Genomic DNA, 14858 nt, shown 5'->3' with positions numbered 1-14858 from the left:
ACAGGAGACGACCCCATGGCCCGCTACACCGGACCGATCACGAAGAAGTCCCGCCGTCTCGGCGTGGACCTCATCGGAGGCGACGCCGCCTTCGAGAAGCGCCCCTACGCACCCGGCCAGCACGGCCGCGCGCGGATCAAGGAGAGCGAGTACCGCAACCAGCTGCAGGAGAAGCAGAAGGCACGCTTCACCTACGGCGTGATGGAGAAGCAGTTCCACAACTACTACGACGAGGCCAGCCGTCGTCCCGGCAAGACCGGTGACAACCTGCTGCAGATGCTCGAGCGTCGCCTCGACAACGTGGTCTACCGCGGTGGCTTCGCGCGTACCCGGCGCCACGCCCGCCAGCTGGTCGTGCACGGGCACTTCATGGTCAACGGCAAGAAGGTCGACATCCCGTCGTACCAGGTCGACGAGCACGACGTGATCGACGTGCGCTCGAAGTCCCAGGACACCACGCCGTTCATCGTGGCTCGTGAGACCCACGGCGAGCGGATCGTCCCGGCCTGGCTCGAGGCGCTGCCCGAGCGGATGCGGATCCTCGTGCACTCGCTCCCGGTGCGTGCGCAGATCGAGATCCCCGTCCAGGAGCAGCTGATCGTGGAGTACTACTCCAAGAAGTGATCCTCACGTGCCGGGCCGCTGCGGCGGCCCGGCACCTCACAGCAGGGGGTTCCGCCACCCTCCTGCGGCCTCGCGGGTGATCGCCGCGTGGCCCATCCCACACAGTCGAGCCCGTCAAATAGCGGGTGGGCTCGGAAAGGAAAACCTCAGTGCTTATCGCTCAGCGCCCGACCCTGTCGGAGGAGACCGTCGACGAGTTCCGCTCGCGGTTCGTCATCGAGCCGCTCGAGCCGGGCTTCGGCTACACGCTCGGCAACTCGCTGCGTCGTACGCTCCTGTCCTCGATCCCGGGGGCGTCGGTCACCAGCATCAAGGTCGACTCGGCCCTGCACGAGTTCTCCACCATCGAGGGCGTCAAGGAGGACGTCACCGAGGTGATCCTCAACCTGAAGTCGCTCGTCGTCTCCTCCGAGAACGACGAGCCGGTCACGATGTACCTGCGCAAGCAGGGCGCCGGTGAGGTCACCGCCGCCGACATCGCGCCGCCGGCCGGCGTCGAGGTGCACAACCCCGACCTGAAGATCGCCACGCTCAACGACAAGGGCAAGCTGGAGATGGAGCTGGTGGTCGAGCGCGGCCGCGGCTACGTCTCCTCGGTGCAGAACAAGGGTGCCGACAACGAGATCGGCCGGATGCCGGTCGACTCCATCTACTCGCCGGTCCTCAAGGTGACCTACAAGGTCGAGGCCACCCGAGTCGAGCAGCGCACCGACTTCGACAAGCTGGTCATCGACGTCGAGACCAAGCAGTCGATCCTGCCGCGCGACGCGATCGCCTCGGCCGGCAAGACGCTGGTCGAGCTGTTCGGCCTGGCCCGCGAGCTCAACGTCGAGGCCGAGGGCATCGACATCGGGCCCAGCCCGGTGGACGAGCAGATGGCCGCCGACCTGGCCCTGCCGGTCGAGGACCTGCAGCTGACGGTCCGCTCGTACAACTGCCTCAAGCGCGAGGGCATCCACACGGTCGGCGAGCTCGTCGGTCGTTCGGAGCAGGACCTGCTCGACATCCGGAACTTCGGCGCCAAGTCCATCGACGAGGTCAAGCTGAAGCTGCACGAGATGGGCCTGAGCCTCAAGGACAGTGCTCCCGGGTTCGACCCGTCCGCCGTGCTCGCGGCGTACGAGGAGGACGACTACGACGAGGGCTCGCTCGAGGACGAGCAGTTCTGATCTGATGGCGCGAGCGTGTCGGACTTCGTCCGCCACGCTGCCGCGCTGGCCGTTGGTCGCCGCAGTGCTTGGGCGACGTAGGGCCCTCACCGGGTGCCACTCACGGTCCCTGGTTCCATCACCATCTACTCCGGTACCTGACACGGCCGGGGAGAAACGAGAGACACGATGCCGACTCCCAAGAAGGGGCCCCGCCTCGGCGGCAGCCCCGAGCACCAGCGCCTGCTGATCTCGAACCTCGCCACCTCGCTGTTCGAGCACGGCCGGATCACCACCACCGAGGCCAAGGCGCGCGTGCTGCGCCCGTTCGCGGAGAAGCTGATCTCCAAGGCCAAGAAGGCGCACCTCGACGAGGCCGTCGCGCTGCACAACCGTCGCGAGGTCCTCAAGACCATCCGTGACAAGTCGGTCGTGCACACGCTGTTCGCCGACATCGCGCCGACCTTCGCCGAGCGTCCCGGTGGCTACACCCGGATCACGAAGATCGGTCCGCGCAAGGGCGACAACGCCCCGATGGCGGTCATCGAGCTGGTCACCGAGGCCTATACGCCGGCCCCCGCGAAGCCGGCCGCCCAGGCGCCGGCCCAGGCCGCGCCGGTCGAGGAGGCTCCTGCGGACGAGTCCGCCGAGGCCACCGAGGTGCCGACCGACCGCACCGACGAGACCCCCGTCGAGGGTGACGCCCCGGTCGAGACCGAGGCCGTGACCGAGGAGGGCGCCTCCGAGGAGGCGCCCGCCGAGGACGGCGACGAGAAGGCCTGAGCCTGCACGGACGACGGCCCGCCACCTGGACCCAGGTGGCGGGCCGTCGTGCGTCTGCTCAGGTACGTGCCCGCGCGAGGGTGGCGAGGTGGTTGTGGACGAGCGGCACGACCGAGGCGCCCTCGCCGGCCGCGGCGGCGACCCGCTTCATCGAGCCCGCACGGACGTCGCCGGCGGCGAAGACACCCGGCACGACCGACTCCAGGCCCGCCGGCGGCATCCCGTCGCGCCACAGGGCCGCGGGGACGTCTCGCCCGGTGAGCACGAAGCCGCGCGCGTCGCGGCACACCTCCGGCGGGATCCAGTCGCAGTGCGGCGCCGCGCCGAGCAGGAGGAAGAGTCCGGCCGCCTCGTGCCGGGTCACCGCGCCCGTCTCGACGTCCTCGACGGCGATCCACTCCAGGGTGGGCTGGCCGCCGGCCTCCACGACCTCGGCGCACGGACGGACCGCGACCCGGTCGTTGTACGCCAGCTCGCGGACCAGGTAGTCCGACATCGTCTCGCTCAGGGACCGGCGCCGGACCAGGATGGTGACCGAGCGGGCGAAGCGCGACAGGTGCACCGCGGCCTGACCGGCGGAGTTGCCGCCGCCGACGACGTACACGTCGCGACCCTCGGTCTCCCGGGCGGCGCTCACGGCGGCGCCGTAGTGCACGCCGAGGCCGACCCGGTCCTCCACGCTGTCGATGCCGAGGCGGCGGTACGCCACCCCCGTGGCCACGACGACCGCTCGGGCGGCGACCTCGCCGTCCTCGGTGCGGATCCGGTGCGGCGCGCCGTCGTGCCCCGGGACCAGGCCCTCGACCGACCAGCCGGTGAGGAAGCGGGTGCCGAAGCGCATCGCCTGGTTGCGTGAGCGCTGCGCCAGCCGCATGCCGGAGATCCCACGGGGGAAGCCGAGGTAGTTGCGGATCATCGAGCTCGTACCGGCCTGACCACCGACGGCCTCGGCCTCGAAGGCGACGGTGCTCAGCCCCTCCGAGGAGGCGTACACCGCCGCCGCGAGTCCGGCCGGCCCGGTGCCCACCACCGCCACGTCGACCGTCTCGCCGGGTCGGTCGATCACGGCGTGCGACGGGCTGGAGCCGTGGACGCGGCGCGCCACCTCGCGCACCGACGTCACCGCGGCGACGTCGCCCTGGGCGGTGGCCACCACCGGCAGGGCGGGCCGCTCGCCGCTCTCCTCCGTCAGGCGGGCGAGCACGTGCCGGCCGACCTCCGATCCCGGCGGGTACGTGCGCGCCGGCAGCCCCATCCGGTCGAAGAAGTCCTTGATGCCGACGGCCAGCGGGTCGTCGCCGTCCGTCACGATCTTCGCCGTGACGACCTCGGGGTCGGCGACCGTGGCGCCCCAGTCCGAGAGCAGCTCGGTGATCGCGGTGTGGAACTCCTCGTCCCGTGCGCCGCGGGGGAGCAGCAGGTAGGCGTCGTACTTGCCCAGCGCGAGGCCCGGTCGCAGCTCGTCGGACTGACGCAGGAAGTGGTCCCAGTGCGCGGCGACGACCCGTCGCGCGGTCGGCACCACGGCGCGCCAGTCGCGGACGGCCTCGTAGAACGGCTCGTCGGGCAGCACCGACTCGGTGACGAGCAGGGCGACCCGGCCGCCAGCGGCCCGGACCTCCTGCAGGTCGGCGGTCATCGCCGCCGCGCTGCGGTGGCAGCGGACGTCGTACTCCGCGGCGTAACGGGCGAACTGGGTCTCCAGGACGTCGTGGTGGTACGGCGCGCAGAGGGCGATCACGGGATCGGGCACGTCGCCATCATCCTCCCCGCGGTGCGAGGATGACGCGGTGCGGCTGCGGATCGATCTCGGGTACGACGGCCGCGCCTTCCACGGCTGGGCGTCCCAGCCCGGCCTGCGGACGGTGCAGGGGGAGATCGAGGCGGCCCTCGCGACGGTGCTGCGCTCCGACCCGCCCCAGGTGACCGTGGCCGGGCGTACCGACACCGGCGTGCACGCCCGTGGCCAGGTCCTCCACGTCGACGTCGACCCCGCCGCGGTGGCGGCGAGCCGGGGGCACGCCGACCGGCCGGTCGAGCAGACGCTGCTGCGCCGGCTCAACGGCGTCCTGCCCGCAGACGTCCGGGTCCACGGCGTGCGGGAGGCGGCACCGGGGTTCGACGCCCGCTTCTCGGCGCTGTGGCGGCGCTACGCCTACCGCCTGGCCGACCGCCCCGAGCTGGTCGACCCGCTCTCCCGTGGGCACGTGACCGCGTGGGGACGCCCGCTGGACGAGGCGCGGATGAGCGAGGCGGGGCGCCTGCTCGTGGGCGAGCGTGACTTCGCCGCGTACTGCAAGCGGCGCGAGGGCGCGAGCACCGTCCGTACGCTCATCGGCGTCGAGTGCTCCCGGCACCTGAACGGGATCCTGGTCGCCGAGGTGCGCGCCGACGCGTTCTGCCACTCGATGGTGCGCTCGCTGATGGGCGCGCTGGTCGCCGTGGGGGAGGGGCGCCGGGGGACCTCGTGGCCCGCCGACGTCCTCGCTCGCGGCGAGCGCGACGGCGGCGTGCTCGTGATGCCTGCGCACGGGCTGGTCCTCGAGGAGGTCGGCTACCCCGCCGACGACGCCCTCGCCGCGCAGGCCGACCGCGCACGGGTCGTCCGGACCCTGACGCTGCAGCCTGGAGGCGAGGCGTGAGCGAGCACTACTTCTCCGCCGACCCGTCGGTGGCCTTCGAGCGGGCGCGGGTCGAGGCGACGGTGTGGGGCCACGACCTGGCCCTGCAGTCCGGGTCCGGCGTCTTCGCCCGGGGCCGGGTGGACATCGGCACCGCGGTGCTGCTGCGCGAGACCGAGCCGCCGGCGCCCGGACGGGTGCTCGACCTCGGCTGCGGGTACGGCGTCATCGGCCTCGCCATCGCGGTGGCACAGGCCGGCGCACGGGTCGACGGGGTCGACGTCAACGAGCGGGCGGTGCGGCTGGCCAACGAGAACGCACGCTCCCTCGGCGTGGACGAGCGCTACGCCGCTCGTACGGTCGACGCCACGCAGATGCCGCCGCCCGAGACGGCGTACGACGAGATCTGGTCCAACCCCCCGATCCGGATCGGCAAGCAGGCGCTGCACGCCCTCCTGCTCGGCTGGCTCCCGAGCCTGGCCGAGGGCGGGCGCGCCGTGCTGGTGGTCGGCAAGAACCTGGGCGCGGACTCGCTGGCCGGGTGGCTGGGCGACCAGGGGTGGCCGACGACGAGGCTGGCCAGCGCGAAGGGCTTCCGGGTGCTGGAGGCGCGCCGCGGGTGAGCGCTCAGCCCGGGATCTCGAACTGCACCCGGGCGACCTGCTCGCAGGCCTCCACGACGCTCGCGCGGTGCACGTTGTGCTCGGGATCGACGTCGTAGGCCTGGTAGGCCGCGCCGTCCGTCCAGTCGTTGGTGATCGCGAAGTCCCACCCGCCGGCACGCAGCCCGGCGTCGCGGCCGACGTGGTTGGCCAGCATCCCGGGCAGGTCGAGCGCGGCGATGCCGGCCAGGCCGTCCTCGAGCGCGGCCTCGGCCCCGGGGCGTACTCGACCCATCACGACGTTGCGGATCACGGGGACGACGCTCCCACACCGCCGACGCGGTCCACGTGCGCCTCCATCGCGGCCAGGTCGGCGGGGGTGAGCGCGAGCGACGTCGACGGCGAGAGGGGCAGCAGGCCCGGCTGCTCGTACGCCCACCGCACGGCGGAGGGGTCGCGGTCCAGGTCGTCGTCGACCCAGATCGCGGGTGTACCGGGCGCCAGGTGGGACCGGACCGCCTGCAGCTTCCACCAGCCGGCGGTCCCGGAGAGGGCGAGGGTGTCGATCGCCCGCTCCCGGTCCTCCTCGCCGAGGACGCTCCAGCCGGTGGCGTCCAGCCCGAGCGCCGGCGCGAGCAGCTCCGCGGCGTCGGAGCCCCAGGTGGTCAGCCAGTACGCCGTGACCTCCTCGCGTGCGACCAGCCGGTTCAGGCGGGCGACCATCGTCGTCGACCACCGGATCGGGTAGCCGTTGACCGTGCTCAGCTGCGCGTCCGGCCAACCCCAGTCGGGCGTGTCGAGGCTGACGGCGTTGAGCACGCCGTCGACGTCGAGGTAGAGGTTCACCGGCACGGGTCGCGATGGTGCCACCTCGCGCCGAGGTCCGGCACGTCGGACGGGACGGATGGCGGCGTTTACGGATACGCTCCGGCCCAGACGGACCGAACCCGACCGAAACCGACAGATCCGCCTCAGAGGAGCGCACCATGTCGCAGAGCCCGCCGCCCCCGCCCGAGAACAACCCCTACGGCCAGCAGCCGCCGTCGTACGGCGACCAGCCGGTCGAGCCCGGCCAGTCGTACCCGCCGCCCGCACCGGGGCAGGGCTACCCGCCGGCCCAGCCGAAGGGCGGGTCCGGCCTCGCCATCGGCGCACTCGTGCTGGGCATCCTCGCGCTGCTGCTCTCCCTGACCGTCGTCGGCGGGATCCTGCTCGGCCTCGTGGCGCTGATCCTGGGGATCGTGGCCTCCGGCCGAGCAAAGCGAGGCGTCGCCACCGGGCGGGGCATCGCCATCACCGGCATCGTCCTGGGCGTGATCGGGGCGCTGATCTCGATCGGCGTGATCGTCGTGGGCGTGCTCTTCGTGAACAGCGACTCCGGCAAGAACCTCCAGGACTGCGTGAACAACGCGCAGACCCAGGCGGACCGCGACCAGTGCTCGCGAGACTTCGCCAACGACCTGCAGAACTGAGTCGGATCGGCTGCCGGTGAGCACGGTGGTCGAGCTCGTCGAGACCTTGCCGACGGCGTTGCGCGCTAGCGGATCGGACCGCCACCCGGCTCGACCACGTCCAGCACCTCGACCCCGTCACCGGCCCGCAGCAGCGGACGGTGGGCGGGGTCGAGCGCGTCGGGGACCAGGTTGACGCCGAACCAGGTCTGGCCGTCCCAGCGCCGGGTCCTGGCCAGGGAGGCCAGCGGCTCCTTGCCACCCTCGGCGGTCTCGGGGTCCTTGGTGGTCATCACGCAGCGTGCGCAGCCCTTGACGACGCGGAAGGTCGCCTCCCCGATCCGTACCCGGCGCCAGTCGTCCTCCGTCCACGGCGCGCTGCCGCCGACCACGACGTTGGGACGAAAGCGCGTCATCGGCAGCGGGTCGGCGGCTCCGCCAGAGCTCTCCAGGACCGTGTCGTTCAGCGCGCCGAGGGAGGCCTCGGTGGCCAGCAGCAGCGGGTAGCCGTCGGCGAGCGAGACCACGTCGCCCTCGCGGGAGTACGCCGGGTCGCTGGCTCGTACGGTCGGATCGGCCAGGTGGACCAGGCGCAGCGGACGCCCCAGCAGGTCGCTGAGCCATGCCGCGGCGGCCGGCCCGGCGTCGTACGCCTCGAAGGTCGAGCGCCACACGGTGACGGTCCTGCCTCCGTCGGCCGGTCGGGCGACCTCGAGAGGGGGCGCGTCGGCCGCGTCCAGGCACAGCCCCCCGGCGGTGACCGTCGGCGTGACCAGCAGCAGCCGGGGCAGCTCACGGGCCGTCACGAAGCGGCCGTCCTCGTCGACCACCATCCAGCGCCGGTCGTCGGCGAGACCCCAGGGCTCGACGGCGGCCGTGTCCAGGTCGGCGCCGCGCATCGACTTCACGGGGTAGCGCCGGATCGAGGTCAGCTGCACGGCGCTCAGCCTATGACGGCTCGCCGGGAAACCCGGTGGGCAGCCGACGCCGCCGGCGGGCACGATGGTGCGCGTGGGACACGTCGACGTCGCGGGGGTGCGCTTCGAGCTCCCCGACGGCCGGGTGCTCCTCGACGACGTCTCCTTCCGGGTCGGGGAGGGTGCCAAGGTCGCGCTGGTCGGCGCGAACGGCGCCGGCAAGTCGACCCTCCTGCGGATCGTCAGCGGTGAGTCCGACCCCCATGCCGGCGTCGTGACGCGCAGCGGCGGCCTGGGCGTGATGCGGCAGATGGTCGCAGCGGGTGCCACGAGCGTGGCCGAGCTGCTGCTGTCCGTGGCGCCGCCGCGGGTACGTGCGGCCGTCGCCGAGGTCGACGCGTGCGAGCTGCTGCTCATGGAGCACGACGACGAGCCCACGCAGATGCGCTACGCGACCGCGCTGGGGGAGCTGGCCGACGCCGGCGGCTACGACATCGAGGTGGTCTGGGACGTGTGCTGCACCGCGGCCCTCGGCGTCGGGTACGACCGGGTCAAGCACCGTGACCTGTCGACCCTCTCGGGCGGGGAGCAGAAGCGGCTGGTGCTGGAGTACCTCCTCGCCGGTCCCGACCAGGTGCTCCTGCTCGACGAGCCGGACAACTTCCTCGACGTGCCCGGCAAGCAGTGGCTCGAGCGGCGGATCGCCGGCTCGCCGAAGACGGTGCTGATGGTCAGCCACGACCGTGAGCTGCTGGCGAACACCGCGACCCGGGTGGTCACGGTCGAGCTGGGGGCAGCAGGGAACACCGTGTGGACCCACCCCGGCGGCTTCGCGTCGTACCACGAGGCGCGCCGGGCGCGCTTCGAGCGCTTCGAGGAGCTGGCCCGACGCTGGGACGAGGAGCACGTCAAGCTCAAGGCGCTGGTGCTGCGCTACAAGGTGAAGGCCGAGTTCAACGACGGCCTGGCCGCGCAGTACAAGGCCGCGCAGACCCGGCTGCGGAAGTTCGAGGAGGCCGGTCCACCGCAGGCGGTGCCTCGCGAGCAGCAGGTGACGATGCGGCTGACCGGTGGGCGTACGGGCAAGCGTGCGGTCGTCTGCGAGGACCTGGGGATGTACCTGCGTGGATCGAGCAGCGAGGGAGGAACGACCGAGCGTGTCGAGATCATGCGGCCCTTCGACCTCGAGGTCTGGTACGGCGAGCGGGTCGCCGTCCTCGGCTCGAACGGCTCGGGCAAGTCCCACCTGCTGCGGCTGCTGGCGGCCGGCGGCTCGGACCCCGAGCCTGAGAACCGCCCGCTCGGCGACCGGGTCGTCGAGCCGGTGGCCCACACTGGCCGGGCCAGGCTCGGCGCCCGCGTCCGTCCCGGCTGGTTCGTGCAGACGCACGCCCACCCCGAGCTGGTGGGGCGGACCCTGGTCGAGATCCTGCACCGAGGCGAGACCGGGCCGGACGGATCCGGACGCCGGGGGATGGGGCGCGAGCACGCCGCACGCGTGCTGGACCGCTACGAGCTCGCACCCGCCGCGGAGCAGCGCTTCGAGCGGCTCTCCGGCGGCCAGCAGGCCCGGTTCCAGATCCTGCTGCTCGAGCTCTCCGGGGCCACGCTGCTGCTGCTGGACGAGCCGACCGACAACCTCGACGTCGAGTCCGCCGAGGCGCTCGAGGCCGGCCTGGCGGCGTACGACGGCACGGTGCTGGCCGTGACCCACGACCGCTGGTTCGCCCGCGGCTTCGACCGCTTCCTCGTCCTCGGCTCCGACGGGACCGTGAGGGAGTCCGACGTCCCCGTGTGGGACGAGACCCGTGTCGAGCGGGCCCGCTGAGGCCGCAGACCCACCACCGAGAAAACCCCGAGAACCACTGAGAGGATCCGAGGATGACCCCGCGCCCGATCACGCAGTCCCGCAAGCTCCAGGACGTCCGCTACGACGTCCGCGGACCGATCCTGGTCGAGGCGCAGCGGCTGGAGGCCGAGGGGCACCGGATCCTGAAGCTGAACATCGGCAACCCGGCGCCGTTCGGCTTCGAGGCGCCCGAGACGATCCTGCAGGACATGGTGCACAACCTGCCGCAGGCGCAGGGCTACTCCGACTCGCGCGGCATCTACTCCGCGCGGACCGCGGTCGCGAACTACTACCAGTCCCGCGGCCTGCAGGAGACGTACGTCGACGACGTGTTCATCGGCAACGGCGTCTCCGAGCTGATCTCGATGGTGCTGCAGGCCTTCGTCGACGACGGCAACGAGATCCTGGTGCCGGCGCCGGACTACCCGCTGTGGACCGGTGCGGTGACCCTGTCCGGCGGGAGGCCGGTGCACTACGCGTGCGACGAGGAGGCCGACTGGGCGCCGGACCTCGCCGACATCGAGGCCAAGATCACCGAGGACACACGGGCGCTGGTGATCATCAACCCGAACAACCCGACCGGCGCCGTGTACTCCGAGTCCGTGGTCAAGGCTCTCGTCGACGTGGCACGGCGTCACGACCTGGTCGTCTTCGCCGACGAGATCTACGAGAAGATCCTGTACGACGACGCCGTGCACCACCACGCCGCGGCGTACACCGGCGACGACGTGCTGTGCCTGACGTTCTCGGGGCTCTCCAAGGCGTACCGGGTGGCCGGCTTCCGGTCCGGGTGGGTGATGGTCAGCGGACCGAAGGAGCGGGCCGCCGACTTCCTCGAGGGCCTGACGCTGCTCTCCAACATGCGGATGTGCGCCAACGTGCCCGCGCAGCACGCGATCCAGACGGCGCTCGGCGGCTACCAGAGCATCGACGAGCTGATCCTGCCTGGCGGCCGGCTGCTGGAGCAGCGCGACCTGGCGCACCGGATGCTGAACGAGATCCCGGGGGTCTCCTCGGTCAAGGCCAGCGGCGCGCTGTACTGCTTCCCACGGCTGGACCCCGAGGTCTACCCCGTCGAGGACGACGAGTCGCTGGTGATCGAGCTGCTGCGCGCGAAGAAGATCCTCGTCACCCACGGCACCGGCTTCAACTGGCCGACCCCGGACCACTTCCGCCTGGTCACCCTCCCGAGCGTCGAGGTGCTCGAGGAGGCCATCGAGCGGATCGCGGCGTTCCTGGCAGGAGTCCGCGCCGGCTGAGTGGGTAGTCCCTGACGTTCGCGCAGACGAATCGGACAGCGAACCACTCGTACGTCCTGCAGCGTCGCGTCCAGCTCGTCGTACGACATCGGCGCGCTGCAGGACGTTCGGGTGGTCGTGGCGCTCGACTGAGCGCACGAACGTCAGGGACTACCGCTTGGGGGTGAGCCGGGGGAGGACCACCGAGACGAGGACGGCCACGAGCACGACGGCGCCGAGGGCGAGGCGGGTGTCGGGGATGATCGTGTTGCCGAGGATGCCGATGAGGGAGTACATCACCGCCCACAGCAGGGCGGCCCCGATGTTGGCGGTGACGAAGCGGCCCCAGGGGTAGCCGCCGAGCGCGGCGGCGAGCAGGACCGGGATCCGGCCGGCCGGGATCAGCCGCGAGAGCAGCAGCGAGCGGACCTCGTGCTCCTCGATCCCGTGGCGCAGCCGCTGCAGCGCGCCGTCGGGGTCGTCGGCGTGGAGCCAGCCGATCCGCTGTGCGAGCGGAGCGCCGGCGGCGCGGAGGATCGCGTACATCACCAGGTCGCCGAGGTAGGCGCCCAGGCCGCCGAAGCCGACCACGAGGACCAGCTCCCACGGGTGCTCGGCGCGGGCGAGCACGGCCGACGCCGCGACGGCGGCGCCGGTCGGGACGATCGGGACGACGGCCCCGAACAGCACGACCCCGGTCAGCGCGAGCAGGCCGAGGAACCCGAGGTCCGGTGTCATGTCACCAGCTCCACGGACACGCCGTGCAACGGGGTCAGCGGCGCGACGTCGGGCGCGAGCTCCGCCATCGCCTCCCGGAAGCGGTCCGGCGGCGTCTCGAAGAAGTACCGGTGGTTCGCGGGGTGCAGCCGGCGCATCGCGACCGGCCAGAACGTGCCGTAGTGCACCGCCAGCGCCCAGCGCGCGCCGACGTCGGCCACCGCCTGCGCCGCCTGCCGCGGGTCGAGGTGCTCCTCGCCGAGCGTGGGCCCCCATCCGCCGATCGGGACGGCGGCGAGGTCCACGGGGCGTACGCCTGAGTTGTCCTGCTGCCCCGTGTCGCCGGGGTACCAGACGCTGCGGTGCCCGTCGTCGACACGGAACCCGACGGCCGGGGCGTCCCCGTTCTCGACCACGCTGCGCCGGCCGTCGTGGTGCGCGGGGTGCACCTCGACCTCCACCCCCGCGACCTCGACCCGGTCGCCCGGGGCGACCTCGACGAGCGTACGACCGGCCAGCCCCTTGACCAGCCGGGTCGCTCCCCGCGGCACCACCACCGGGATCGACGGGTCGAAGCGGTCCAGCGAGGGCAGGTGCAGGTGGTCGCGGTGCAGGTGGCTGACGAGGACGACGTCCGCCGTCTCGGCCGCCGGCGGTGGCGGCGGGCTGGGCCGGCGCAGGTGCAGGAGTCGCCGCGAGAGCAGCGGGTCGGTGGCCACGACGACGTCGCCGAGCCGCAGCGACATGGAGGAGTGGCCCCACCAGGTGACGCCGAGCCGCGCCGTCACGAGGAGCTCACCGGGCCGCCTGCAGGGTCGGGTCCGAGGCGTCGTCCGCGCCGGCCGTCTCGCTCGGCTCGGGCGTACGCAGGCCCAGCTGCACGAGCCGGCCGCACAGCGCCGTGTGCACGGCCATCCCGTCCAGCGGTGCGTCCGGCACGTCCCAGTCGGCGGGGTGCACCAGGAGCGCCTCGGTCTGCCAGCCGCCGAGCCCACCGTGGGAGCCGACCAGCTCCTCGAACGCGGCGACCTCGGTCAGCACCGGGTCGAAGCGGCCGAGCACGACGACGTCGCCGACGTGGTGCTTGGCCTCGAGGGCGTACAGGTCCGCGGCGGCGAGGTCGCCGTACGCCGCCAACGGGTCCTCGCCCTCGCCGCCCTCACAGCCGTCGGCGGTGAGCAGCCGGTGACCGCGGCCGTTCTCGACGCGCAGCACGCCCGCGGCGTCCCGGGTCATCACCACGCCGACGCTCTCGATCGCGCACAGCCCGGGCACCAGCGAGGGGACCAGCCGGTCGACGACGTCGCGGGACAGCCGGCCCGGCTCCCCGGTGAGGTAGAGGTGCGCGATGCTGCCCGAGGCCACCACCTCGACGTTCGGCACGTCGTCGTGGCGGTCGGCGCCGTCCTCGCGGCCGCGACCCAGCCGCGGCGGGAGGAGGGTACGACGACCGCTCGCCCGCAGCAGGTTCGCCGGACCGAGCGTCTCGGCCGGCGTGCCGTGGGAGCGGGAGCGGGGTGCGCCCTCGACGATCCCGCGCACCGCGTCGGCGAGCGTGCGCCCCTCCAGCTGCAGGAAGGTGCTGCCCTGGGTCTGCCCGTGGTCGGACACGATCGCGATCTCGTAGTCGCGCCCGACCTCGGCGGAGAGCTCGGTGAAGAAGCCGATCAGGTTGTCCAGGCTCTCCAGCGTCCGCAGCGACTCCGGCCGGGTCGGGCCGGCGTGGTGGGCGACCTCGTCGTAGTCGACGAAGTCGACGTAGATCACCGGGGCGCCCCGCGCCATCTGGTCGGCCACGATCGAGACCGCGAGGTCGCGCAGCACGACGGTGGTCAGCCCGCGCAGCAGGACGAAGGCGCCGCGCCGCGGGACCCGGGGGACGACGTTGCGCAGCCGCTGCCGCCGCCCCTGGTAGAGCTCGACGGCGATCTGCCCGACGAGCATCACGAAGGACCGGGCGAAGCCGCTGCGCGCCGCGGCGAAGGCGGCGGCGCCGCGCTCGGAGCCGGGCAGCCGGGGGTGGCTCATCGTCAGCGCGTAGTAGGCGGCGTCGCCGGAGAACTGGTTGGCCACCGACACGCCGTCCTGGGAGAGCAGCCCGTCGCCGCGGGCGAAGTCGCCCTCGATGACGCCCGCGTCGGCGGGCTTGCTGCACTCCAGCACGCGGCCGCGCTGCTTGTCGTACCAGCGGAAGGCCGGGATCGGAGCCGTCTGGCCGTGCAGCAGCACGGCCTGGCCGGCCGGCGTCGTCGAGGGGAGTCCGGTGTGCCAGCCGCGCAGCCGGTGCTCGCCGGAGCGGACCATGCGGGTGAGGAACGGCATCGCCCCCGCTGCCGCGGCCTGGCGGAGCAGCGGCTGCGCGACGCCGTCGAGCTGGATCACCAGCAGGCCGGGGCCGGAGACCTCGCGCTGCCGTGCCGTCCGCACGGCGCGGCCCATCACCTGACCGTGGAAGACCTCCTCCGAGGAGGTGTCCACCAGCCAGTTGAGGACCGCGGCGACGACGGCCACGCACCAGGCCACCACCACGAGCTCGGGGACCGGGATCGGCTCGATGCCGGGCACCAGGGAGAGGGCGACGCCGAGGATGATCGTCTGGGCGAGGAACCCGATCACCAGCAGCCCGGCCACCCCGGTCAGCACCGTCAGCGCGGTGAGGAAGGGCCGCAGCAGGGCGCCGACGACGAGCACGGTCACGACCAGCGTCGCGACGGCCTCGGTGCCGCCCTCGGGCACCTGCTCGCCGGGGACCACCCACAAGGTCACGCCCAGGGCGGCGAAGGAGACCAGGAACCCGCGCACCACCCCGACCAGCCAGCGCCAGGTGGGTCTCCATGCCGCCAGCGCCCGGCCGGAGAGGACCAGGCGCCGGGTCAGGGAGCCACGGCGGTTCACGTCGGGGATTCTA

15 protein-coding genes are annotated in these 14858 nt (G+C 72.7%); 8 read left to right on the top strand and 7 right to left on the bottom strand.

Going from position 1 to position 14858, the window contains the following annotated elements; all coding sequences use genetic code 11:
• The first annotated feature begins 15 nt into the window (after positions 1 to 15).
• The 3 genes from rpsD (at position 16) to rplQ (ending at position 2555) form a co-directional block, all read left to right on the top strand.
• Complete coding sequence (gene rpsD / locus IEX42_RS07930; RefSeq protein WP_188779290.1) at positions 16 to 624, top strand: 30S ribosomal protein S4; 609 nt, start codon at positions 16 to 18, stop codon at positions 622 to 624.
• Between the two features lie 149 nt (positions 625 to 773).
• Positions 774 to 1793, top strand: a complete 1020-nt coding sequence (locus tag IEX42_RS07925) for a DNA-directed RNA polymerase subunit alpha (protein ID WP_188779289.1) — start codon at positions 774 to 776, stop codon at positions 1791 to 1793.
• Positions 1794 to 1961: 168 nt separating this feature from the next.
• A complete protein-coding gene (gene rplQ, locus IEX42_RS07920; protein ID WP_188779288.1) occupies positions 1962 to 2555 on the top strand; it encodes a 50S ribosomal protein L17 in 594 nt (197 codons plus the stop codon).
• Positions 2556 to 2613: 58 nt separating this feature from the next.
• Here the strand turns inward: rplQ and IEX42_RS07915 are convergent, their stop codons facing one another.
• Complete coding sequence (locus tag IEX42_RS07915; protein WP_229660706.1) at positions 2614 to 4308, bottom strand: NAD(P)/FAD-dependent oxidoreductase; 1695 nt, start codon at positions 4306 to 4308, stop codon at positions 2614 to 2616.
• A 37-nt stretch (positions 4309 to 4345) separates the two neighbouring features.
• Between IEX42_RS07915 and truA the strand changes: the two genes are divergently transcribed.
• Positions 4346 to 5197 carry a tRNA pseudouridine(38-40) synthase TruA gene (gene truA, locus IEX42_RS07910; protein ID WP_188779287.1) on the top strand — a complete coding sequence of 284 codons (852 nt, stop codon included), beginning with the start codon at positions 4346 to 4348 and terminating at the stop codon, positions 5195 to 5197.
• A complete protein-coding gene (locus IEX42_RS07905) occupies positions 5194 to 5799 on the top strand; it encodes a class I SAM-dependent methyltransferase (protein WP_188779286.1) in 606 nt (201 codons plus the stop codon). The genes truA and IEX42_RS07905 overlap by 4 nt, the downstream gene beginning before the upstream one ends.
• Positions 5800 to 5803: 4 nt before the next feature.
• Here IEX42_RS07905 and IEX42_RS07900 read toward each other — a convergent pair whose 3' ends face one another.
• Both IEX42_RS07900 and IEX42_RS07895 read right to left on the bottom strand, forming a co-directional pair.
• Entirely contained in the window at positions 5804 to 6091 is a 288-nt protein-coding gene (locus IEX42_RS07900) for a Dabb family protein (RefSeq protein WP_188779285.1), read from the bottom strand.
• Complete coding sequence (locus IEX42_RS07895) at positions 6088 to 6630, bottom strand: HAD domain-containing protein (protein ID WP_188779284.1); 543 nt, start codon at positions 6628 to 6630, stop codon at positions 6088 to 6090. The genes IEX42_RS07900 and IEX42_RS07895 overlap by 4 nt, the downstream gene beginning before the upstream one ends.
• A gap of 134 nt (positions 6631 to 6764) precedes the next feature.
• Here IEX42_RS07895 and IEX42_RS07890 point away from each other — a divergent pair, with 134 nt between their 5' ends.
• A complete protein-coding gene (locus IEX42_RS07890) occupies positions 6765 to 7250 on the top strand; it encodes a DUF4190 domain-containing protein (protein WP_188779283.1) in 486 nt (161 codons plus the stop codon).
• Positions 7251 to 7315: 65 nt separating this feature from the next.
• Here IEX42_RS07890 and IEX42_RS07885 read toward each other — a convergent pair whose 3' ends face one another.
• Entirely contained in the window at positions 7316 to 8167 is an 852-nt protein-coding gene (locus IEX42_RS07885) for an MOSC domain-containing protein (RefSeq protein WP_229660705.1), read from the bottom strand.
• Between the two features lie 73 nt (positions 8168 to 8240).
• Here IEX42_RS07885 and IEX42_RS07880 point away from each other — a divergent pair, with 73 nt between their 5' ends.
• Positions 8241 to 9974, top strand: coding sequence for an ABC-F family ATP-binding cassette domain-containing protein (locus tag IEX42_RS07880; protein ID WP_188779282.1), 1734 nt, complete (start codon positions 8241 to 8243; stop codon positions 9972 to 9974).
• A 53-nt stretch (positions 9975 to 10027) separates the two neighbouring features.
• Positions 10028 to 11254 (top strand): pyridoxal phosphate-dependent aminotransferase, encoded by a 1227-nt coding sequence (locus IEX42_RS07875; RefSeq protein WP_188779281.1) that lies wholly within the window; start codon positions 10028 to 10030, stop codon positions 11252 to 11254.
• Positions 11255 to 11404: 150 nt separating this feature from the next.
• Here the strand turns inward: IEX42_RS07875 and IEX42_RS07870 are convergent, their stop codons facing one another.
• Genes IEX42_RS07870 through IEX42_RS07860 form a run of 3 tightly spaced genes read right to left on the bottom strand, consistent with a single transcriptional unit; the run spans position 11405 to position 14845 of the window.
• Positions 11405 to 11971, bottom strand: coding sequence for a DedA family protein (locus IEX42_RS07870; RefSeq protein WP_188779280.1), 567 nt, complete (start codon positions 11969 to 11971; stop codon positions 11405 to 11407).
• Positions 11968 to 12738: an MBL fold metallo-hydrolase gene (locus IEX42_RS07865; RefSeq protein ID WP_188779279.1), complete on the bottom strand. Its 771-nt coding sequence runs from the start codon at positions 12736 to 12738 to the stop codon at positions 11968 to 11970. The genes IEX42_RS07870 and IEX42_RS07865 overlap by 4 nt, the downstream gene beginning before the upstream one ends.
• Positions 12739 to 12745: 7 nt before the next feature.
• Positions 12746 to 14845, bottom strand: a complete 2100-nt coding sequence (locus IEX42_RS07860) for an alkaline phosphatase family protein (RefSeq protein WP_188779278.1) — start codon at positions 14843 to 14845, stop codon at positions 12746 to 12748.
• Positions 14846 to 14858: the final 13 nt, after the last annotated feature.

It is taken from the genome of Marmoricola endophyticus, from assembly GCF_014644415.1.
Taxonomy (GTDB): domain Bacteria; phylum Actinomycetota; class Actinomycetes; order Propionibacteriales; family Nocardioidaceae; genus Marmoricola; species Marmoricola endophyticus.
The sequence above is the reverse complement of the archived record's forward strand: the minus strand, read 5'-3'. Positions and strand labels throughout refer to the sequence as shown.